This is a genomic window from Arthrobacter sp. UCD-GKA (assembly GCF_001863355.1).
Classification (GTDB): Bacteria; Actinomycetota; Actinomycetes; order Actinomycetales; family Micrococcaceae; genus Paeniglutamicibacter.
This window is the reverse complement of sequence record NZ_MOLR01000017.1, coordinates 1-20,058: the sequence shown is the minus strand read 5'-3', so window position 1 is coordinate 20,058 and position 20,058 is coordinate 1. Positions and strand designations below refer to the sequence as shown.

The 20,058-nt window shown below is 68.2% G+C and carries 19 protein-coding genes; 10 read left to right on the top strand and 9 right to left on the bottom strand.

The window, feature by feature from the left end; genetic code table 11:
- Complete coding sequence (gene sufB, locus BLJ79_RS21005) at positions 1–1,461, bottom strand: Fe-S cluster assembly protein SufB (protein ID WP_071216767.1); 1,461 nt, start codon at positions 1,459–1,461, stop codon at positions 1–3.
- Positions 1,458–2,246, bottom strand: coding sequence for a helix-turn-helix transcriptional regulator (locus BLJ79_RS21000; protein WP_071216766.1), 789 nt, complete (start codon positions 2,244–2,246; stop codon positions 1,458–1,460). Before BLJ79_RS21000 ends, sufB begins: the two co-directional genes overlap by 4 nt.
- A 228-nt stretch (positions 2,247–2,474) precedes the next feature.
- Here BLJ79_RS21000 and BLJ79_RS20995 point away from each other — a divergent pair, with 228 nt between their 5' ends.
- Genes BLJ79_RS20995 through BLJ79_RS20985 form a run of 3 tightly spaced genes read left to right on the top strand, consistent with a single transcriptional unit; the run spans position 2,475 to position 5,068 of the window.
- Positions 2,475–3,353: an ABC transporter ATP-binding protein gene (locus tag BLJ79_RS20995; RefSeq protein WP_083411530.1), complete on the top strand. Its 879-nt coding sequence runs from the start codon at positions 2,475–2,477 to the stop codon at positions 3,351–3,353.
- Positions 3,343–4,116 (top strand): ABC transporter permease, encoded by a 774-nt coding sequence (locus tag BLJ79_RS20990; protein WP_071216764.1) that lies wholly within the window; start codon positions 3,343–3,345, stop codon positions 4,114–4,116. The genes BLJ79_RS20995 and BLJ79_RS20990 overlap by 11 nt, the downstream gene beginning before the upstream one ends.
- A gap of 19 nt (positions 4,117–4,135) precedes the next feature.
- On the top strand, positions 4,136–5,068 hold the full coding sequence (locus tag BLJ79_RS20985; protein ID WP_071216763.1) for a COX15/CtaA family protein: 933 nt from the start codon (positions 4,136–4,138) through the stop codon (positions 5,066–5,068).
- Positions 5,069–5,110: 42 nt separating this feature from the next.
- Here the strand turns inward: BLJ79_RS20985 and BLJ79_RS20980 are convergent, their stop codons facing one another.
- A complete protein-coding gene (locus BLJ79_RS20980) occupies positions 5,111–6,022 on the bottom strand; it encodes an aminoglycoside phosphotransferase family protein (protein WP_286135812.1) in 912 nt (303 codons plus the stop codon).
- On the opposite strand from BLJ79_RS20980, the gene BLJ79_RS20975 reads away from it, so the two are divergent.
- Positions 6,016–6,504 carry a GNAT family N-acetyltransferase gene (locus BLJ79_RS20975; RefSeq protein ID WP_071216761.1) on the top strand — a complete coding sequence of 163 codons (489 nt, stop codon included), beginning with the start codon at positions 6,016–6,018 and terminating at the stop codon, positions 6,502–6,504. The two genes, BLJ79_RS20980 and BLJ79_RS20975, sit on opposite strands and share 7 nt — an antisense overlap.
- Before the next feature lie 103 nt (positions 6,505–6,607).
- On the opposite strand, the gene BLJ79_RS20970 is transcribed toward BLJ79_RS20975, so the two are convergent.
- Positions 6,608–7,591 (bottom strand): heme o synthase, encoded by a 984-nt coding sequence (locus tag BLJ79_RS20970; RefSeq protein WP_071216760.1) that lies wholly within the window; start codon positions 7,589–7,591, stop codon positions 6,608–6,610.
- Positions 7,592–7,906: 315 nt separating this feature from the next.
- On the opposite strand from BLJ79_RS20970, the gene tkt reads away from it, so the two are divergent.
- From tkt to pgl, 6 genes are all read left to right on the top strand, one after another.
- Positions 7,907–10,018 (top strand): transketolase, encoded by a 2,112-nt coding sequence (tkt, locus tag BLJ79_RS20965; protein WP_071216759.1) that lies wholly within the window; start codon positions 7,907–7,909, stop codon positions 10,016–10,018.
- A gap of 27 nt (positions 10,019–10,045) precedes the next feature.
- Positions 10,046–11,158, top strand: a complete 1,113-nt coding sequence (gene tal, locus BLJ79_RS20960) for a transaldolase (RefSeq protein ID WP_071216758.1) — start codon at positions 10,046–10,048, stop codon at positions 11,156–11,158.
- A complete protein-coding gene (locus tag BLJ79_RS20955; RefSeq protein WP_071216757.1) occupies positions 11,158–12,789 on the top strand; it encodes a phosphoglucose isomerase-related protein in 1,632 nt (543 codons plus the stop codon). Before tal ends, BLJ79_RS20955 begins: the two co-directional genes overlap by 1 nt.
- A 96-nt stretch (positions 12,790–12,885) precedes the next feature.
- Complete coding sequence (gene zwf, locus BLJ79_RS20950) at positions 12,886–14,445, top strand: glucose-6-phosphate dehydrogenase (protein ID WP_071216756.1); 1,560 nt, start codon at positions 12,886–12,888, stop codon at positions 14,443–14,445.
- Positions 14,442–15,383, top strand: a complete 942-nt coding sequence (locus BLJ79_RS20945; RefSeq protein ID WP_071216796.1) for a glucose-6-phosphate dehydrogenase assembly protein OpcA — start codon at positions 14,442–14,444, stop codon at positions 15,381–15,383. The genes zwf and BLJ79_RS20945 overlap by 4 nt, the downstream gene beginning before the upstream one ends.
- Positions 15,373–16,137, top strand: a complete 765-nt coding sequence (gene pgl / locus BLJ79_RS20940) for a 6-phosphogluconolactonase (protein ID WP_071216755.1) — start codon at positions 15,373–15,375, stop codon at positions 16,135–16,137. Before BLJ79_RS20945 ends, pgl begins: the two co-directional genes overlap by 11 nt.
- Positions 16,138–16,232: 95 nt before the next feature.
- On the opposite strand, the gene secG is transcribed toward pgl, so the two are convergent.
- From secG to BLJ79_RS20915, 5 genes are all read right to left on the bottom strand, one after another.
- The gene (gene secG / locus BLJ79_RS20935; protein ID WP_071216754.1) at positions 16,233–16,484 is read right to left on the bottom strand and encodes a preprotein translocase subunit SecG; all 252 of its coding nucleotides are present in this window, start codon (positions 16,482–16,484) and stop codon (positions 16,233–16,235) included.
- Between the two features lie 28 nt (positions 16,485–16,512).
- Positions 16,513–17,328, bottom strand: a complete 816-nt coding sequence (tpiA, locus tag BLJ79_RS20930; protein ID WP_071216753.1) for a triose-phosphate isomerase — start codon at positions 17,326–17,328, stop codon at positions 16,513–16,515.
- Entirely contained in the window at positions 17,325–18,557 is a 1,233-nt protein-coding gene (locus BLJ79_RS20925) for a phosphoglycerate kinase (RefSeq protein ID WP_071216752.1), read from the bottom strand. The genes tpiA and BLJ79_RS20925 overlap by 4 nt, the downstream gene beginning before the upstream one ends.
- Positions 18,558–18,584: 27 nt before the next feature.
- On the bottom strand, positions 18,585–19,598 hold the full coding sequence (gene gap / locus BLJ79_RS20920) for a type I glyceraldehyde-3-phosphate dehydrogenase (protein ID WP_071216751.1): 1,014 nt from the start codon (positions 19,596–19,598) through the stop codon (positions 18,585–18,587).
- Between the two features lie 239 nt (positions 19,599–19,837).
- A partial coding sequence (locus BLJ79_RS20915) for a Fe-Mn family superoxide dismutase (protein WP_217641948.1) occupies positions 19,838–20,058 on the bottom strand: 221 nt, incomplete at its 5' end.

Sequence of the window (20,058 nt, the reverse complement as noted above, 5' to 3'; positions counted from 1 at the left end):
TTAACCGACGGATCCTTCCATCTGCAGTTCAATGAGGCGGTTCAGTTCCATGGCGTATTCCATCGGAAGCTCGCGGGCGATCGGCTCGACGAAGCCGCGCACGATCATGCCCATGGCTTCCTCTTCGGTCATGCCGCGGCTCATCAGGTAGAAGAGCTGCTCCTCGGACACGCGTGAAACGGTGGCCTCGTGGCCCATGGTCACGTCGTCCTCGCGGACGTCGATGTACGGGTAGGTGTCAGACCGCGAGATCTGGTCGACCAGCAACGCATCGCACTCGACCGAGTTGCGTGCACCCTTGGCGCCCTCGCGGACCTGGACCAGGCCACGGTAGGCGGCGCGGCCGCCGTTGCGGGCCACCGACTTCGAGACGATCTTCGAGGAGGTGTTCGGGGCGATGTGGACCATCTTGGACCCGGTGTCCTGGTGCTGTCCGGCACCGGCGAAGGCGATCGACAGGGTCTCGCCCTTGGCGTGCTCGCCGACCAGGTAGACGGCCGGGTACTTCATGGTGACCTTGGAACCGATGTTGCCATCGACCCACTCCATGGTGGCGCCCTCTTCGCAGACGGCGCGCTTGGTCACCAGGTTGTACACGTTGTTCGACCAGTTCTGGATCGTGGTGTAGCGGACGCGGGCGCCCTTCTTCACGATGATCTCGACGACTGCGGAGTGCAGGGAGTCCGAGGTGTAGATCGGGGCGGTGCAACCCTCGATGTAGTGCACGTAGGAATCCTCATCGGCAATGATGAGGGTGCGCTCGAACTGGCCCATGTTTTCCGTGTTGATGCGGAAGTATGCCTGCAGCGGGATCTCCACGTGGACGCCCTTGGGGACGTAGACGAAGGAGCCGCCGGACCAGGTCGCGGTGTTCAGCGAGGCGAACTTGTTGTCGCCCACCGGGATGATGGTGCCGAAGTACTCCTTGAAGATGTCTTCGTGTTCCTTCAACGCGGTGTCCGTGTCGAGGAAGATCACACCCTGCTTCTCAAGGTCTTCACGCAGCTGGTGGTAGACGACCTCGGACTCGTACTGGGCGGCGACACCGGAAACCAGGCGCTGCTTTTCGGCCTCGGGGATGCCGAGCTTGTCGTACGTGTTCTTGATGTCCTCGGGCAGGTCCTCCCAGCTGGTGGCCTGCTTCTCGGTGGAACGCACGAAGTACTTGATGTTGTCGAAGTCGATGCCCGAGAGGTCTGCACCCCAGGTGGGCATGGGCTTGCGATCGAAGTACTTCAGGCCCTTGAGGCGCATGTCCAACATCCACTGGGGCTCACTCTTGAGCTCCGAGATGTTGCGGACAACGTCCTCGTTGATGCCGCGGCGTGCATTGGCACCCGCATCGTTCTTGTCACTCCATCCGTATTCGTAATTACCAATTCCATGGAGTTCTGGGTTCTTCTCCAGGATCTCGGTAATCACGCCGGCGTCAGTGGACTCCTGTGCAATCTGATCCGTCATCGCGGCCTCTCCTGCTTCGTGATCTTGATTCGAGTTCTCTTCTCAGCTCGCTGAGGAGTTTGGTTGCGACCCACGGGTATGTGGGTCGTACACACATGCCCGCCGCTGGCAAGAGTCGAGAGCCTTCGCACATCGACACCCAGCAGGCGGGAAAAGGTCTGGGTTTCCATCTCGCAAAAGACGGGGAATTCCCGGGCCAATTCTTGGATGGGGCAGTGCCCCTGGCACAGCTGGACGCTGAGCATGGTCGCGGTCGGCGAATCTGCGCCGACCTTGCGGGTGGAGGCAACGAAGCCGTCCGCGCTGAGCGCTTCGCTCAACGCCTCGGCGCGCTCCTCGAGTCCGTCGATGCCGGCCATGACGGGGCGGTAGCGCCGTTCCATCTCGCCGAAGCGGCGGGCGGCAAAGGCCTTGACCGCATCGGGGCCGGCGGCACGACCGAGTTCGGTCAGCGCCTCCGTGGCGATGTCAAGATAGTCGTTGCCCATCTTGGTTTGGCCGCGGTGCGAAAGCACATAGCGGCGTGAGGGCCGACCGGCGCCGGTGCGCTGGTTGGCCACGAGCTTGACCTCGACGAGCCCTTGCTTGGAGAGCGCATCAAGGTGGCGACGAACGGCTGCAGGGGTAAAGCCCAAGCGCTCGCCCAATTCGGCGGCGCTGACCGGGCCATCCTCCAAAACGGAATACAGGACTCGGTCGCGGGTGCGTTCTTCGGCTTCCCCTGTCGCGGGAACGATGCGTGCCGGGGCGTCGCCGGCCGGCACGTCGGTTTTCGATGAATACACAACACAAGCATGCTCTAATCCAGTTCATCCGTCTAGTAAGGCACTGCTTACTTCGCCGCGGGTGGAACCCAGCCGGAGGAAAGACCGCGGACAAAGAGACCGGGGCCACATCGCGGCCCCAGTGTCTTCTACCTGACATAGAATAACCGGGTGTCCAATGTGTCTACAAGTCTCGTGATTGAGGACTTGCTCAAAGATTTCGGTCCCGTCCCCGCCCTGGATGGCCGCATGATGCGGGTGCTGTACGGCATCAGCCTCAAGGCCGACGCGGGCAGCGTGACCACCATCCTGGGATCCAACGGCGCGGGGAAGTCAACGACCCTGGCGTGCGCCCAGGGCCTGCTGCGCCCCAACGGCGGCACCGTCCGCCTGCTCGGCGAGGATCCCTACGGCGCCAGCCCCGCGCTGCGCTCGCGCGTGGGGGTCATGCTGCAGGACGGCGGGTTGCCGCCCTCGCTGCGCCCGATCCCGCTGCTGCGCCACGTCGCCTCGTTCTACCGGCGGCCCGCCGACCTCGATGCCCTCATCGAGCGCCTGGGCATCAACGAGTTCGCCACCACCTCCATCCGCCGGCTCTCCGGCGGCCAGAAGCAACGCGTGGCACTGGCCTCCGCCCTGGCGGGAAACCCTGACGTGGTGTTCCTCGACGAACCCAGCGCCGGATTGGATCCGCAATCGCGCCAGGTCGTCTTCGAGCTGATCGGCGAACTGCGCGAGGCCGGCATGTGCATCGTGCTGACCACCCACCTCATGGAAGACGCGCAGAAGCTTTCCGACTACGTCTACATCATCGACGACGGGCGCAATGTGGCCCAGGGAACCGTCTCGGAGCTCACCGCGCACGCCGCGCACGAAACCCCGGCCCAGGCCGTGACCTTCACCGCCCGGGCGGCCATGATGCTGCCCGCGCTGCCGGAGCACCTCACCCTCGCCGAGGCCTCCCCCGGGCACTACCGCCTCGACGGGGTCCGCTCCCCCGGGGACCTGGCCGAACTGACCACGTGGTGGACCCGCGAGGGCGTCCTGCCCCACGCGCTGACCATGCAGCCGCGCACGCTTGAAGACGTGTTCCTGGAGATCGCCGACAAGGGAAACAATGCCAACTAGTACGCAGGCCGCCTCGGCGGCCGCCAACGCGCAGGGAACACTGCGGCGCATCCTGCTGCAGGGCCGCTACGAGACCCTGGGCATGATCAGCAACGGCGAGCAGCTCGTCGTCGCCGTGGTGCTGCCGCTGATGGCCCTCTTCGGACTGGTCTTCACCGACCTGCTCAAGGACGTCGCCGCCAACCCCATCGACGCCGCCGCCCCCGGAGTGCTGGCGCTGTGCGTGGTCTCCACCGCGTTCACCGGGCAGGGCATCGCCACCGGATTCGACCGCCGCTACGGGGTGCTGCGCTTCCTGTCGACGACCCCACTGGGCCGTGCCGGCCTGATCTACGGCAAGGTCATGGCGGTCCTGGTGGTCCTGTTCCTCCAGGTCGTGGTCATCGGCGGCTCCGCCCTGCTGCTCGGGTGGCGGCCGGCGCCCGCCGGCATCGGCTGGGCCCTTGCGCTTCTGGTGCTCGGCGCGGCGGCGTTCACGGCCCTCGGCCTGCTGGTCGCCGGGACCGTGCGCCCCGAAGCCACGCTGGCCATCACCAACCTGGCCTGGGTGCTGCTGGCCGCCGTCGGGGGTATCCTGTTCCCCAGCACCCGCGCCCCGGCCTACCTGCAGCCGATCGTCGACCTGCTGCCCTCGGCCGCCCTGGGCGATTCCCTCAGGGCCGCCCTGATCACCGGAACCGGGTCGGTCTCCGGGATCCTCATCCTGCTGGCATGGACAATCATTGCCGGTTTCGCCGCAACCCGCTGGTTCAAATGGAACTAGAATCCTGGAGCACAACACCATGAGCACCACCTCCCCCGCCACCAACAGTTGGACGGACAAGTTGCCCACCACCGTGAACAACACGGTGCACCGCCTGGCCATCGCCTCCCTCGCCTCCCAGATCGGCATCATCATCACCGGCGGCGCCGTCCGCCTGACCAAGTCGGGGCTGGGCTGCTCGCAATGGCCCAACTGCATGCCCGGGTCCATGACCCCGGTTGCCGAAATGGGCATCCACGGGCTCATCGAGTTCGGCAACCGCCTGCTCACCTTCATCCTGGCGGCCATCGCGGTGGCGATGATCGTGTCGATCTGGCGCATGCGCACGGAACACAAGACCATCTACCGCCTGTCGATCGCGCTGCTTGCGGTCATCCCGGCCCAGGCACTCATCGGCGGCATCACCGTCTGGTCCAAGCTGAACCCATGGGTAGTGTCCCTGCACTTCCTGGTCTCCGCGGCCCTGGTCATGGCCGCGACACTGCTGGTGAACCGCACCGGCGCATTGCGCCGCGGGGCCACCTCGCTGGGCGAACCGGCCGGCTCCACCCAGCGCTTCCTGGCCTGGACCATCTTCACCACCTCCGTCCTGGCCCTGGTGCTGGGCACGATCGTCACCGGCACCGGCCCGCACGCCGGCGACGCGGACGCCCCGCGCCACATGTTCGACCCGTACATCGTCACCCGCATCCACGTGGTCCCGGTCTACCTGCTGGTGATCGCCACCGTTGCCGCCCTGGTGCTGGCACTGCGCCACGACTCCGACGCGAAGCTGCGCACCCCCTTGTGGCTGATGGCCGGCGTGGTGGTGCTGCAGGGCATCATCGGCTACGTCCAGCACTTCACCGGGCTGCCGATCCTCCTGGTGCTGCTGCACATGCTCGGTGCCTCGCTGCTGGCCGCCGCGGCCGTCAACGTCTGGGACCGCACCACCGCGAAGTTCCCCCTCTGACCTGGACCGAACACCGGCAATCCCGAAAGAGGCCCGGTCACGCTAGAAGCGTGCCAGGGCCTCTTTCAGCATCCGGTGGCCCTGCGCCTCGAATGGCGCATCGCCTACCGCGTGCGCCCACACCGCGGTGCCGATGGCCTCGCGCAGCAACTCGACGGCCCAGCAGCCCGCCTCCCGGGGGTCGGCGCCGTAGCCGGCCAGGAACGCGGCCTCCAGTTCCGGATGCGTGTCCCACTGCTGCACGGCCAGCCGGCACAGGTCGGTGGCGGCGGGTCGGAACGCGAAACGGCCGAAGTCGATGACGCGCAGCTTGCCGTTCTCGCTGAGCCAGTTCCGCGGCTGCCAGTCCCCGTGCGTGGGCACCACCGTGACCGGGTGGACGCCGTGCTCGGCGAGCCGGCGGCGGGCCGCCCGCTCGGTGGCCGCATCGACCAGGTGCCGCGCGTCGAGCCACCGCAGCGCGCGCGCCGTGGCGCCGGCCTCGTGGTCCTCGTCCCGGCGGCCCCCGGTGCCGTGCAGCAGCCGAAGCGCGGCACCGGCCTGTTCGTGGATGTCCGGGGAGTACTCTGCCGCGGTGCCCTCGACCAACACCCCGGGCTGGTATTCCAGGACCATGATGCCCGCCTCCCGGCACCCATGTAGCAGTTCCCCGGCCAGCCCGGCGGCGACCAGCCGGCCGGTGTGTCCACGGTGCGCGGTGAGCTCGCGTCCGATGTGGTGGTTCGCTCCCCCGGCACCCTTGACGATGACCTCGCGGCTTCCCGCCCGGACATGCAGCACCTTGGTGTCGAGCTGGCCCCACGACACATCCGCCAGCAGCACCGGCGCCCCGAGCCACGCCCGGACGAGCCCCGATTGCCGGACCGAAAGCAGTCCGTTGTCCCATGTCCGCATGGTTCGAAAGACTACCAGCGGTGCCGCGGCCCCGGGCCGGTAAAGTTGCTTCGATGACACCGACCCTCATCCGCGCCCCGCGCCCCGGGGACGCCGCAGCGCTGGCCGAACTCCACCTGGAGACCTGGGCCGAAACCTATGCCGGGGTTTTCCCCGCCTCCGCCTGGGGCGAGGAAGCGCGCGCCGGCCGGATCCGGATGTGGCGGTCGATCTGCACGGACCCGCGGCCCGGCGACCGCTTTGCGGTGGCCGAGCGGGACGGCCGGCTCGTCGGCCTGGCCGGGGCCGGCGCGAGCCAGGACACCCCCGCCCCGCGGGCCAGGCAATTGTGGTTCATCTACCTGCTGGCTTCGGCACACGGCTCCGGGGCGGGCCAGGGGTTGCTCGATGCGGTCCTCGGCAAGGAGCCGGCGAGCCTGTGGGTGCTCGAGGCGAACGCGCGCGCCGCGGCCTTTTACACCCGCAACGGATTCGTTCCCGACGGATCCCGGAAACCCAGTGGCTACGAGGGCGCTGGCAACGAGATCCGCATGGTCCGCTGAGCGCTCCCGGCCCGTGTGCGCTCCCCGGTACGACCGGCCACCGACAACAAAGCGGCCCCTCGGATTGAACCGAAGGGCCGCTTGCGAAGAGGACGTGGCGTGGTCAGCCGAAGAGCGGGCCGCCCACGAACGGGTCGATGGCCAGTGCCACGAAGACCAGCGTCAGGTAGGTGATGGAGATGTGGAAGACCTTCATGGCCTTCTTGTTCATGTCCGCCGGCTCGTGGTCGCGCTGCGCCTCGCGGTAGAGCACGTGGCACTCGTAGACGAACCAGAGGCCGGAAACGCCGGCGATGACGGTGTAGACGATGCCGGCATAGCCCATCGGGACCAGCAGCAGCGAGCACACCAGCGTGGCCCAGGCGTACAGCACAACCTGCACCGAGACGCGTCGGGCCGTGGAGATGGCACCGAGCATCGGCACATGGGCCGCGTTGTAGTCGTCCGCGTACTTCATCGACAGCGGCCAGTAGTGCGGCGGGGTCCACAGGAAGATGATCAGGAACAGGATGATCGCGGGCCATTCGACCTTGTTGGTCACCGCGGCCCAGGCAATGAGCACCGGCATGCAGCCGGCGATCCCGCCCCAGACAATGTTCTGCGCGGTGCGGCGCTTGAGGATCAGCGTGTACAGCACCACGTAGAAGAGGATCGCGGCTAGGCCCAGGGCCGTGGTCAGCGGGTTGGTGCCGAACCAGAGCACCGCCAGCGACGCGATGGCCAGGACATAGGAGAAGACCAACGCCTCGCGCGGGGTGACCTCTCCGGTGACCAGCGGGCGCCCCTTGGTGCGCTGCATCACCTTGTCCATGTCGCGGTCGATGTAGCAGTTGAAGGAGCCGGACGCCCCGGCCGCCATGGCACCGCCAAGCAGCGTGGCCAGCACCAGCGAAATCGAGGGGAAACCGCGCTCGGCGAACATCATGGTCGGCAACGTGGTCACGAGCAGCAGTTCAACCACACGTGGCTTGGTCAGGGCCAGATAGGCCTTGGCTTTTCGCGAGACGAATTCGCCGGCCGATTCGTTCGGCTGGCGAGCTGCGCGGGCCCTCGTTGCGGAGTCAACGGACACGGTCTTCACAGACATTTACTCAGTTCTACGGGGGTAATAAGGACAATCACCCTCTAGCATACCCTTTTACGTCGTGTAGAAATGGGCCGGGGTGCAATGCGGGCGGGCCCGCGTCGGCGCGCCGGACCCGGGCAATGTTTTCGCCATGCCTCAACAAGCGGTCGCAAACGGGCACTATCGGGCTCGATGGCGCTAAGCTGGAAGCGTTGCGCCGCCGCCGAATCCGCCCAGTGAACCATTGGATGGGACGGCGGCGTTGTGCTTACAGGGCGGGACGCCGGCGCAACCAACAGACTTTGAAATGCACACCGTACAGGGAGGACCCACAACGTGGCGCCACTAGCAGACAACAGCGAATTCGCTTGGACCGATCTTGACCAGCGAGCAGTCGACACCGCCCGCGTGCTGGCCGCGGACGCGGTCGAGAAGGTGGGGAACGGGCACCCCGGAACGGCGATCTCGCTGGCCCCGGCCGCCTACCTGATCTTCCAGCAGCACCTGCGCCACGACCCGTCCGACCCGTCCTGGATCGGGCGCGACCGCTTCGTGCTCTCCCCCGGCCACACCTCGCTGACCCTCTACACCCAGCTGTTCCTCTCCGGCTACGGCCTGGAGATGGAGGACCTCGAGTCGCTGCGCACCTGGGGCGCCAAGACCCCCGGGCACCCGGAATACGGCCACACCGCGGGCGTGGAAATCACCACGGGCCCGCTGGGCCAGGGCCTGGCCTCGGCCGTGGGCTTCGCCTACGCCCAGCGCCGCATGCGCGGCCTGCTTGACGCCGACGCCGCCGCCGGCACCTCCCCGTTCGACCACACCGTGTGGGTCATCGCCTCCGACGGCGACCTGCAGGAGGGCGTCACTTCCGAGGCCTCCTCGCTGGCCGGCCACCAGGAACTGGGCAACCTTGTCGTGGTCTACGACGAGAACCACATCTCCATCGAGGACGACACCGACGTCGCGTTCACCGAGAACGTGCTGGGCCGCTACGAGGCCTACGGCTGGCACACCCAGCGCGTGGACTGGACCAAGACCGGGAACTACGTCGAGGACCTCGCCGAGCTGGACGCCGCACTGCGCGCCGCCAAGGCAGAGACTTCCCGCCCCTCGATCATTTCCCTGCGCACCGTCATCGGCTGGCCCTCGCCGACCAAGGCGGACACCGGCGGCATCCACGGCTCCAAGCTCGGCGCCGACGAGGTAGCCGGACTGAAGCAGGCCCTGGGCTTCGACCCGGCCGAATCCTTCGCCATCGACGAAGCCGTGCTTGGCCACGCCCGCGAGGTCCAGACCCGCGGCACGGCGGCCCGCGCCGCCTGGCAGGAAGGCTTCGACGCCTGGTCCGCCGCCAACCCGGAGAACGCCGCACTGCTGGCACGCCTGGAATCCGGCCACCTGCCCGCCGGCTGGGACCAGAACCTCCCGGTCTTCGAGCCCGGCAAGGACGTCGCCACCCGCTCGGCCTCCGGCAAGGCCATCAACGCCGTAGCCGGCGTGCTGCCCGAGCTCTGGGGCGGCTCGGCCGACCTGGCCGGCTCGAACAACACCACCATCGAGGGCGCGCCCTCCTTCATCCCGGAATCGCGGTCCACCGACTCCTGGAAGGGCAACCCGTACGGACGGGTGTTGCACTTCGGCATCCGCGAGCACGCCGCGGCCTCCATCGTCAACGGCATCACCCTGGCCTCCCCGACGCGCGCCTACTCGGGCACCTTCCTGATCTTCTCCGACTACCAGCGCCCGGCCATCCGCCTCTCGGCGCTGATGGGAATCCCGTCGATCTACGTCTGGACCCACGACTCCATCGGCCTGGGCGAGGACGGCCCGACGCACCAGCCGGTCGAACAGCTCGCCTCCCTGCGCGCCATCCCGAACCTGGACGTGGTCCGCCCGGCGGACGCCAACGAGGTTTCCTTCGCCTGGAAGAAGATCCTGGAAACCACCTCCAACCCGGCCGGCATCATCCTTTCCCGCCAGAACCTGCCGGTCTACGACCGCAGCGAATTGGGCTTCGGCGCCGCTTCGGGCACCGAAAAGGGCGCCTACGTGCTCGCCGACGCCACCGCCAACGGCGAGGTCGTCGCCCCGGCGGTGCTGCTGCTGGCCACCGGCTCCGAGGTCTCCCTGGCCGTCGAGGCCCGCGAGGCCCTGCAGGCCCAGGGCGTGCCCGCCCGCGTGGTCTCCATCCCGTGCCTGGAATGGTTCAACAAGCAGGACGCCGCCTACCGCGAGTCCGTGCTGCCCGCGGCCGTGAAGGCCCGCGTCTCCGTCGAGGCCGGCGTGGCCCAGGGCTGGCGCGAACTGGTCGGGGATGCCGGACGCATCATCTCCCTTGACCACTACGGCGCCTCGGCCGACTACAAGCGACTCTTCTCGGAGTTCGGGATCACCGCGGAGGCCGTCACCGCCGCCGCCCTCGATTCCATCTCCGCCGCCAAGTAACACCACAACACCCAAAGGATTCCCATCGTGAGCAACGCAAACACCCAGGCCCTCTCCGACGCCGGCGTCTCGATCTGGCTCGATGACCTCTCCCGCGAACGCCTGACCTCCGGTTCGCTGGAAACACTGATCAAGGAAAAGAACGTCGTCGGGGTCACCACCAACCCCTCGATCTTCCACGCCGCACTGCAGGACGGCGAGTCCTACGCCACACAGGTCAAGGAACTGGCAGCTGCCGGCATGGACGCCGAGGAAGCGGTCTTCAAGATCACCAGCGACGACGTCGCGGCGGCCTGCGACCTGTTCGCACCCGTCTACGCCGCCTCCAACGGCGCCGACGGCCGGGTCTCCATCGAGGTCGACCCGCGCCTGGCCCGCAAGACCGCCGAGACCATCGCCGAGGCCAAGGTCCTGTCCGAGATGGTCGACCGCGAGAACGTGCTGATCAAGATCCCGGCCACCGTCGAGGGCCTGGAGGCCATCGCGCAGACGCTGGCCGCCGGAATCTCGGTGAACGTCACGCTGATCTTCTCCCTGGAGCGCTACCGCGCGGTCATCAACGCCTTCCTCACCGGGCTGGAGGCCGCCAAGGCCAACGGGCACGATATCTCCAAGCTGCACTCGGTTGCCTCCTTCTTCGTCTCCCGCGTGGACACCGAGGTCGATGCGCGCCTGAACGCCATCGGCACCGACACCGCCCTGGCCCTGCGCGGCAAGGCCGGCGTCGCCAACGCCCGCCTGGCCTACCAGGTCTACGAGGAGTCCTTCACCTCCGAGCGCTGGAACCTGCTGGCCGCCGCCGGCGCCCACGCGCAGCGCCCGCTCTGGGCCTCCACCGGCGTGAAGGACCCGGCACTGCCGGACACCCTCTACGTCACCGAGCTGTGCGCACCGAACACCGTGAACACCATGCCGGAGAAGACCCTGGAAGCCACGGCTGACCACGCTCGGATCACCGGGGACGCCGTGACCGGGACCTACGAGCAGGCCAACGCCGTGCTCGACGAGCTTGCCGCCCTGGGCGTGAGCTACAACGAGGTCGTGGCCAAGCTCGAGGTCGAGGGCCTGGACAAGTTCGAGGCCGCCTGGAACGAGCTGCTCACCGACCTCGCCGCCTCGCTGAAGAAGGCAGGCAACTAATGAGCTCCCTGGGTTTCATCGCCACCGGTGCCGCGCAAGCGGCCATCGAGGCGCATGTGCCGGCGCTGGTGGCCGATCGGGTCGCCAGCCGCATCGCCGCCAAGGACACCACGGTGTGGGTCGCCTCGGCCCGCGCCGAGGCCGCGGTCCGCCTGGGCTGGGTCGATGCCGCGGAAAGCTCGCGCGCCCTGGTGCCCGGCATCCTGGCCCTGCGCGACGAGCTGCGCGCCGAGGGCGTGAACCGCATCGTGCTCGCGGGCATGGGCGGCTCCTCGCTGGCCCCCGAGGTCATTTGCGCGACCAACGACGTCGAGCTGGTCACCTGCGACTCCACCGACCCGGAAATGGTTGCCGGCATCCTCACCGACCGGCTGGCCACCACCGCCCTGGTGGTAGCCTCCAAGTCCGGTTCCACCGTGGAGACCGACTCGCAGCGCCGCGTCTTCGAGCAGGCGTTCAACGACGCCGGGCTCGACGCCGCCGCCCGGATCATCGTGGTCACCGACCCCGGCTCCCCGATGGATGCGGCCAGCCGCAAGGCCGGCTACCGCGCGGTGTTCAACGCCGACCCGACCGTGGGCGGGCGCTACTCGGCGCTGACCGCCTTCGGGCTGGTCCCCTCCGGCCTGGCCGGGGTGGACATCGAGGCGTTCCTGGACGAGGCGTCCGACGCCGCGGAGTTCCTGGCCGAGGACGACGAGGACAACATCGCCCTGGCCCTGGGCGCCGCGCTTGCCGGCACCGTGCCGCTGCGCGACAAGCTCATCTTCGCCGACGAGGGCTCGGGCCTGGTCGGGTTCGCCGACTGGGCCGAACAGCTCATCGCCGAATCCACCGGCAAGCTGGGCACCGGCGTGCTGCCGGTGGTCGTGGAGGACGGTGCGCCGGAAACCACTTCGGACGCGGCGGACTTCCTGCAGATCCGCCTGGTGGCCGACACCGGGCTGCTGACCGACGAGGACATCGATGCCAACGCGGCCTCGGTTGCCGTCTCCGGTGCCCTGGGCGCGCAGATGCTGCTCTGGGAGTACGCCACGGCCATCGCCGGGCGGCTGCTGGAGATCGACCCGTTCGACCAGCCCGACGTGGAGGCCGCCAAGGTCGCCGCCCGCTCGCTGCTGGATTCCACCCCGGACCCGGTCCCCGCGCAGCTCACCGAGGGCGCGATCGAGGTCCGCGGCTCCGCCGGGCTGCTCACCGGCGTCGACTCGGTCGCCGGCGCCCTGGCGGCATTGTTGGCGGCGCTGCCGGCCAACGGCTACCTGTCGGTGCAGGCGTACCTGGACCGCCGCGCGGACACCGCGCTGGAGGCCATCCGCCCGGCACTGGCCACGGCCACCGGACGTCCGGTGACCTTCGGCTGGGGCCCGCGCTTCCTGCACTCCACCGGGCAGTTCCACAAGGGCGGCCCGCGCGTGGGCGCCTACCTGCAGGTCACCGCGGACTCCGCGATGGACCTGTCGATCCCCGAGCGCCCCTTCACCTTCGGGGAGCTGATTGCCGCACAGGCTTCCGGCGACGCGGCGGTGCTGGCCGATGCGGGACGCCCGGTGTTGCGCCTGCACCTGCGGGACAAGGAAGCGGGATTGGCCCAATTGGATAAGCTGGTGCGGGATTTGGCCCAGGCCTGATCCACCACCCGCATCCCACCCCGGTGCACCGGGCGCCGCGCGCGCCCGGTGCACCGTTTCACCGGTTTCCCACCAACAGTTGAAGGCCCGTCTTTGATGCTCGATTCCACCCCGCGCCCCGCGCTGAACCACCCCAATCCGCTGCGTGACCGCCGGGACCGGCGCCTGGAGAAGATTGCCGGGCCCTCGGCGCTGGTGTTCTTCGGCATCACCGGGGACCTGGCCCGCAAGAAGCTCATGCCCGCCGTCTACGACCTGGCCAACCGCGGGCTGCTGCCGCCGAACTTCGCCGTGGTCGGCTTCGGGCGCCGGGACTGGAGCGCGGAGCAGTTCGCCGCCGAGGCCAAGGCCTGGGTCAGGGACCACTCCCGCACCGCCTTCAACGAGACCGTCTGGGAGCAGCTGGCCAGCGGCTTCAGGTTCATTTCCGGCGGGTTCGACGACGATGCAGCATTCACCAGGCTGCGCGAGACGCTCGACGACCTGGCGGCCCGGCGCGGCACCTCCAAGAACCACGCCTTCTACCTCTCCATCCCGCCGAACTCCTTCGAGACCGTCTGCCAGCAGCTCTCCAAGCACGGGCTGGCCCACGACGAATCCCCCGACGCCGGCTGGTCCCGGGTGGTCATCGAGAAGCCCTTCGGCCACGACCTGGCTTCGGCCCGCGAGCTGAACGAGATCGTCGAATCGGTCTTCCCGCCCGATGCGGTCTTCCGCATCGACCACTACCTGGGCAAGGAGACGGTGCAGAACCTGCTGGCCCTGCGCTTCGCCAACCAGCTCTTCGAACCGCTGTGGAACGCCAAGTACGTGGACCACGTGCAGATCACCATGGCCGAGGACATCGGCATCGGCGGCCGCGCCGGCTACTACGACGGGGTCGGGGCGGCGCGCGACGTCATCCAGAACCACCTGTTGCAGCTGCTGGCGCTGACCGCCATGGAGGAACCGATCTCCTTCGACGCCGACCACCTGCGCAGCGAGAAGGAAAAGGTGCTCACCGCCGTGCGGCTGCCCGAGGACCTGGATTCTGCCAGCGCCCGCGGCCAATACACCTCCGGCTGGCAGGGCGGGGAGAAGGTCACCGGCTTCCTGGACGAGGAGGGCTTCAACCCGGAGTCCAAGACCGAGACCTACGCGGCGGTCAAGCTGGAGATCAACACCCGCCGCTGGGCCGGGGCCCCGTTCTACCTGCGCGCCGGCAAGCGCCTGGGACGCCGGGTCACCGAGATCGCGGTGGTCTTCAAGCGCGCCCCCAACCTGCTCTTCCGCGACCACAAGGACGACGAGTTCGGGCAGAACGCCATCGTCATCCGCGTCCAGCCCGACGAGGGCGTGACCATCCGCTTCGGCTCGAAGGTCCCGGGCACACAGATGGAGGTGCGCGACGTGACCATGGACTTCGGCTACGGGCATGCGTTCACCGAGTCCTCCCCCGAGGCCTACGAGAGATTGATCCTGGACGTGCTGCTGGGCGAGCCGCCGCTGTTCCCCCGCCACGAGGAGGTCGAGCAGTCCTGGCGCATCCTGGACCCGTTCGAGGAACACTGGGCGTCGCTGCCGACCCAGCCCGAACCCTACGCCCCCGGCTCCTGGGGCCCGGCCTCGGCCGACGAATTGATGGCCCGCGACGGAAGGACATGGCGCCGCCCATGATTGCGCAGCTGAAAGACACCACCACCTCGAAGATCTCCAAGGAACTGGTCACCATGCGCCGGGCCGGCGGATCCGCCGCGCTCTCCCGCGTGCTGACGCTGCTGGTGATCACCCGTGCCGGGTACGAGGAGGACGCGATCTCCGCGGCCTCGCTGGCCAGCCGCGAACACCCCTGCCGCATCGTGGTGGTGGTCCAGGGCGCTGCCACCGGGGCGACCCGGCTGGACGCGCAGATCCGCCTGGGCGGGGACGCCGGCGCCGCGGAGGTCATCGTGCTGCACACCTTCGGCCCCGACGCGCACGTGGACGAGTCCCTGGTTTCCGGGTTGCTGCTGCCCGACGCCCCGATCGTGGCCTGGTGGCCGCACGGGGTCCCGAAGGACGCCTCGCAGTCCCCGCTGGGCAGGATCGCGCACCGCCGCATCACCGATTCGGGCGCGGAGGCCAACCCGCGCAAGGCGCTCTTCGCGCTGGCCGAGTCCTACCGGGCCGGGGACACCGACCTGGCCTGGACCCGGCTGACGCTGTGGCGCGCACAGCTGGCCGCGGTGATGGACCAGCTGGACCCGGCCGAGGTCACCGCGGTGACCGTCACCGGTGCGGTCGATTCCCCCTCCACGGTGCTGCTTGCCGCCTGGCTGCGGCTGTGCCTGCGGATCCCGGTGACGCTGGCGTCCTCCCCCGAGGGCACCGGCGTCCGCTCGGTGCGCTTCGCGCTTCCCACCGGCGACGTCGAGCTTACCCGTCCCCCCGGGGACGTGGCCGAGTTGTACCAGCCGGGCCAGAAGGCCCAGCTGATTTCCCTGCCGCAGCGCTCGGTCTCGGACTGCCTGTCCGAGGAGATGCGCCGCCTCGACCCGGACGAGCTGTTCGGCGAGGTCGTGCGCGAGGGCCTGAAACGCACCAACCTGAGGAGCATCCGTGCCAGTGAGCGCTAAGCGTCACGTCGTCATCCACCCCGACTTGCCGGCCACCGCCGCCGCGGTCGCCGCCCGGCTGGTCACCGCGATCCTCGACGCGCAGGCCGCGCGCGGGGAGGCATCCGTCGTGCTCACCGGCGGAACCCTGGGCATCGCCTCGCTGCAGGCCGTCGCCGACTCCCCCGCGCTGGGCGCGGTGGACTGGTCGCGGGTGAACTTCTACTGGGGGGACGAGCGCTTTGTCGAGGCCGGCTCCCCGGACCGCAACGCGGTGCAGGCCGAGGTGCTTCTGGGCGTGCTCGATGCCCACGGCCTGGACCGGGGCCGGGTGCACGCCATGGGCGCGGCCGACGAGTTCGAGACCCCGGAGGAGGCGGCCGCCGCCTACGCGCACCTGCTGGAGCGGGAAGCCTCAGACGAGGGAACCGCCGGTTCCCTGCCGGTCTTCGACGTGCTGATGCTGGGCATGGGCCCGGACTCCCACGTGGCCTCGCTGTTCCCCGACCACGCGGGAGCCGCGGCAACCGGTGCAAACGTCATCGGGGTGCGGGACTCGCCCAAGCCGCCGCCGCTGCGCGTGTCCCTGACCTTCCAGGCCATCAACACCGCCCGCGCGGTGTGGCTCGTGGTCGCGGGGGCCGACAAGGCCCCGGCGGCCGGCGTGGCCCTGGGCCAGGAGCCGGTGGCGCGTGAACGCGTTCCGGCCTCCGGGGTGTCGGGCACCCAGGGGACCTGGTGGCTCATGGACGCCGCCGCCGCGGCCCTGGTCTGACCGGTTCTCCACGCACGCCAAAGCGCGGCCCGCCTCATCCGTTGAAGGAGAGGCGGGCCGCGCTTTTTGCCTGCTTGGTGCGGTGCGGCCGAAGCCTAGGACTCGACGCTGAAGCGCATGACCAGGCCCAGGCCGATGATGACGGCGGCCCAGGTCACTCCCAGGACGATGGTCACGCGGTTGAGGTTGCGCTCTGCGACGCCGGAGGATCCCAGCGAGGTGGTCATGCCACCGCCGAACATGTCGGACATGCCGCCGCCGCGGCCCTTGTGCAGCAGGATGAGCAGGGTGAGCAGCAGGCTCGTGATGCCCAGCAAAATCTGCAGTACCAACTTGATGACGTCCACTATTGCCCTTCAATCCGCTCGATGGCGATTAGTCGGTCACCAGGTGGTGCTCGAACCTAACAATGTTAGCAAATTCCGCGGCGTCCAACGAGGCCCCGCCGACCAACACGCCGTCGACGTCGCGCTGGGCGAGGATTGCCGCGGCATTCGACGCCTTGACGGAGCCGCCGTACAGCACCCGGACCGAGGCCGCGACGTCGGCGCCGAAGAGCACCGCAAGCTCGGCGCGGATGGCGGCGCACAGTTCCTGCGCGTCCTCCGGTCCCGCGACCTCGCCGGTGCCGATGGCCCAGACCGGCTCGTAGGCAACCACGAGGGTTTCCGCCTGCTCCGCGGTGATCCCGGCCAGCGAGCCGCGCAGCTGCTCGAGCGTGTACTCGACGTGCGTTCCGGCCTGGCGGATCTCCAGGCCCTCGCCCACGCACAGCACCGGGGTGACCGCATGGCGGTACGCGGCGGCGACCTTGGCGGCCAGCAGCTCGTTGGACTCGTGGTGCAGGGCACGGCGTTCGCTGTGTCCCACCAGCACGTAGCCGCAACCCAGGCGGGAGAGGAACTGTCCGGAGATTTCCCCGGTGTAGGCGCCGGAGTCGTGGGCGGAGAGGTCCTGGGCGCCGTAGCGCACCGGGAGGTTGTCGCCCATGGTCAGCGTCTGCACGCCGCGCAGGTCGGTGAACGGCGGGAAGACCGCCACCTCGACCCGCTCGAAGTCGTGCTCGGCGTCGGCCAGTGTCCAGGCCAGCTTCTGCAGCAGCGTGATGCCCTGGACGTGGTCCATGTTCATCTTCCAGTTGCCGGCAATCAGCGGCTTCCGGTCGAATTTACCGTTGGTCGAAGTGGTCACTTACGCGCCTCCAAGGCAGTCAGGCCTGGCAGTTCCTTGCCCTCGAGGTACTCGAGGGAGGCACCGCCGCCGGTGGAAATATGTCCGAAATCGTCGTCGTGGAAACCCAGCGTGCGCACCGCGGCTGCGGAATCCCCGCCGCCGACGACGCTGAACGCCTCGGATTCGGCCAGCGCGCCGGCCACCGCACGGGTGCCGTTCGCGAATGCCGGGATCTCGAAGACGCCCATGGGCCCGTTCCAGAAGACCGTGTTGGCGCTGGTGATGTAGCTGGCGAAGTTTTCCCCGGAGACCGGGCCGATGTCCAGGCCCAGGCCGGTGTCGCCGAAGCGCCCGCCGGTGATGTCCTCGGCCGGGCGCACCTCATGCTCGGCGTCGGCCCCAAACTTCGAGGCAACGACCACGTCGGTGGGAAGCACGATGTCGCAGCCCAGTTCCTTGGCGCGCGAGAGGTAGCCGCGGCAGGTTTCCAGCTGGTCTTCCTCAAGCAGCGAGCCGCCGACCTCGTGGCCCAGGGCCTTGAGGAAGGTGAAGGCCATGCCGCCGCCGATCAGCAGGTGGTCGGCCTTCCCGAGCAGGTTCTCGATCACCGCAAGCTTGTCCGAGACCTTGGATCCGCCCAGAACTACCACGTAGGGGCGCTTGGGGGCCTCGGTGAGGGTCTTCAGGACCCGCACCTCGGTGGCCACCAGGTCGCCCTGGTAGGCCGGAAGCAGCGCGGCGATGTCGTAGACCGAGGCGTGCTTGCGGTGCACCGCGCCGAAGGCGTCGTTCACGTAGGCACCGCCCTCGCCGGCCAGTGCGGCCAGTTCGGCGGCGAACTGCGCGCGCTCGCCCTGGTCCTTGGAGGTCTCGCGCGCATCGAAGCGCACGTTTTCCAGCACCAGCACGGCACCGTCGACCAGTTCGCCGGCAAGCTTCTGCGCGGAAGGGCCCGTGACGTCGGTTGCGGTGCGCACGTCGAGCCCGGAGAGCTCGGCCAGGCGCGTGGACGCCGGGGCGATGGAGTATGTGGGGTCGGGTTCGCCCTTGGGGCGGCCCAGGTGTGCCATGACAATGACGCGGGCGCCGGCCTCGGCCAGTTTCTGCACCACGGGAATGGAGGCGCGCACGCGCCCGTCGTCGGTGACGGTGAAGCCATCGAGCGGCACGTTCAGGTCGCTGCGGACCAGAACGCGCCGCCCAAGGACACCATCGGCGATCAGTTCGTCGAGAGTGTGGGAAGTCATGTGACTAGGTTATCCGAGTCTCGGGGACTAACCGAGCCGGGCGCCGACGTATTCGGTCAGGTCAACCAGGCGGGTGGAGTAGGCCCACTCGTTGTCGTACCACGCGACGACCTTTGCCGTGGTGCCGATGACGGTGGTCAGGCCGGCGTCGAAGACCGCGGAGTGCGGGTCGTGGACGATGTCGGTGGAGACCAGCGGGTCCTCGGAGTACTTCAGGAAGCCCTTGAGCGGGCCCTCCTCGGCGGCCTTCTTGAACGCGGCGTTGATTTCCTCGACGGAGGCCTCGCGGGCCAGGTTCACGGTCAGGTCGGTGGCCGACCCGGTCGGGACCGGCACGCGCATGGCGTAGCCGTTGAGCTTGCCCTTGAGCTCCGGGAGGACCAGGCCGATGGCCTTGGCCGCACCGGTGGAGGTCGGGATCATGTTCAGGGCGGCGGCACGGGCGCGGCGCGGATCCTTCTTGTGCGGGGAATCCTGCAGGTGCTGGTCCGCGGTGTACGCGTGGATGGTGGTCATCAAGCCGTCGACGATGCCGAACTGGTCGTTGAGGACCTTGGCGACAGGGCCCAGGCAGTTGGTGGTGCAGGAGGCGTTGGAGATGATGTGGTGCTTGTCGGCCTCGTACTTCTCGTGGTTGACACCCATGACGATGGTGATGTCTTCCTTGGAAGCGGGGGCGGAAATGATGACCTTCTTGGCGCCTGCCTGCAGGTGCTTCTCGGCATCCACGGCCTTGGTGAACAGGCCGGTGGACTCGATTACGACGTCGACGCCCAGCTCGCCCCAGCCCAGGTGGGCGGGATCCTTCTGCGAGAGGACCTTGATGCGCTTGTTCCCGACGACGATGTAGGCGCCGTCGACGCTCACGTCTTCTTCCAGGCGGCCCATGATCGAGTCGTACTTGACCAGCATGGCCAGGTCGTTGATGGATCCGAGGTCGTTTACTGCAACAACTTCGATGTCTGCGCGGTTCGCCAGGGCTGCTCGCAGGAAGTTGCGACCAATGCGTCCGAAACCGTTAATGCCAACACGGGTAGTCACGTGTATTTCTCCTTGACAGAGTGGTGTTGCCACTGCCGCGGAAAGAGGGCCCCGGGGTTGGGACACAGAGACGGAGTGGCTTGGAAAAATTGGACACTCCGTTGTGTCGTCAGCTGGGTGCTGACCGGGTTTATGCGTGTCTTGCGGCTCATGCCGCAAGACACGCAAAACACGTTGTTTCTATCTTACGCCACTTGGGCGTTCGATGTGAGGAGGCTTACGCCTCCAGCGGGGTTTTGTTACTTGCCCGGGACGATCAGCGCCGCGGCACCCTTGCGGGCAGCCTCGAAACGCGCCGAGACATCGGCCCAGTTCACGATGTTCCAGAACGCCTTCACGTAGTCGGCCTTCACATTCACGTAATCCAGGTAGAACGCGTGCTCCCACATGTCCAGCATCAACAACGGGGTCGTCGCCACCGGCACGTTGCCCTGCTGGTCGTACAGCTGCTCGATGACCA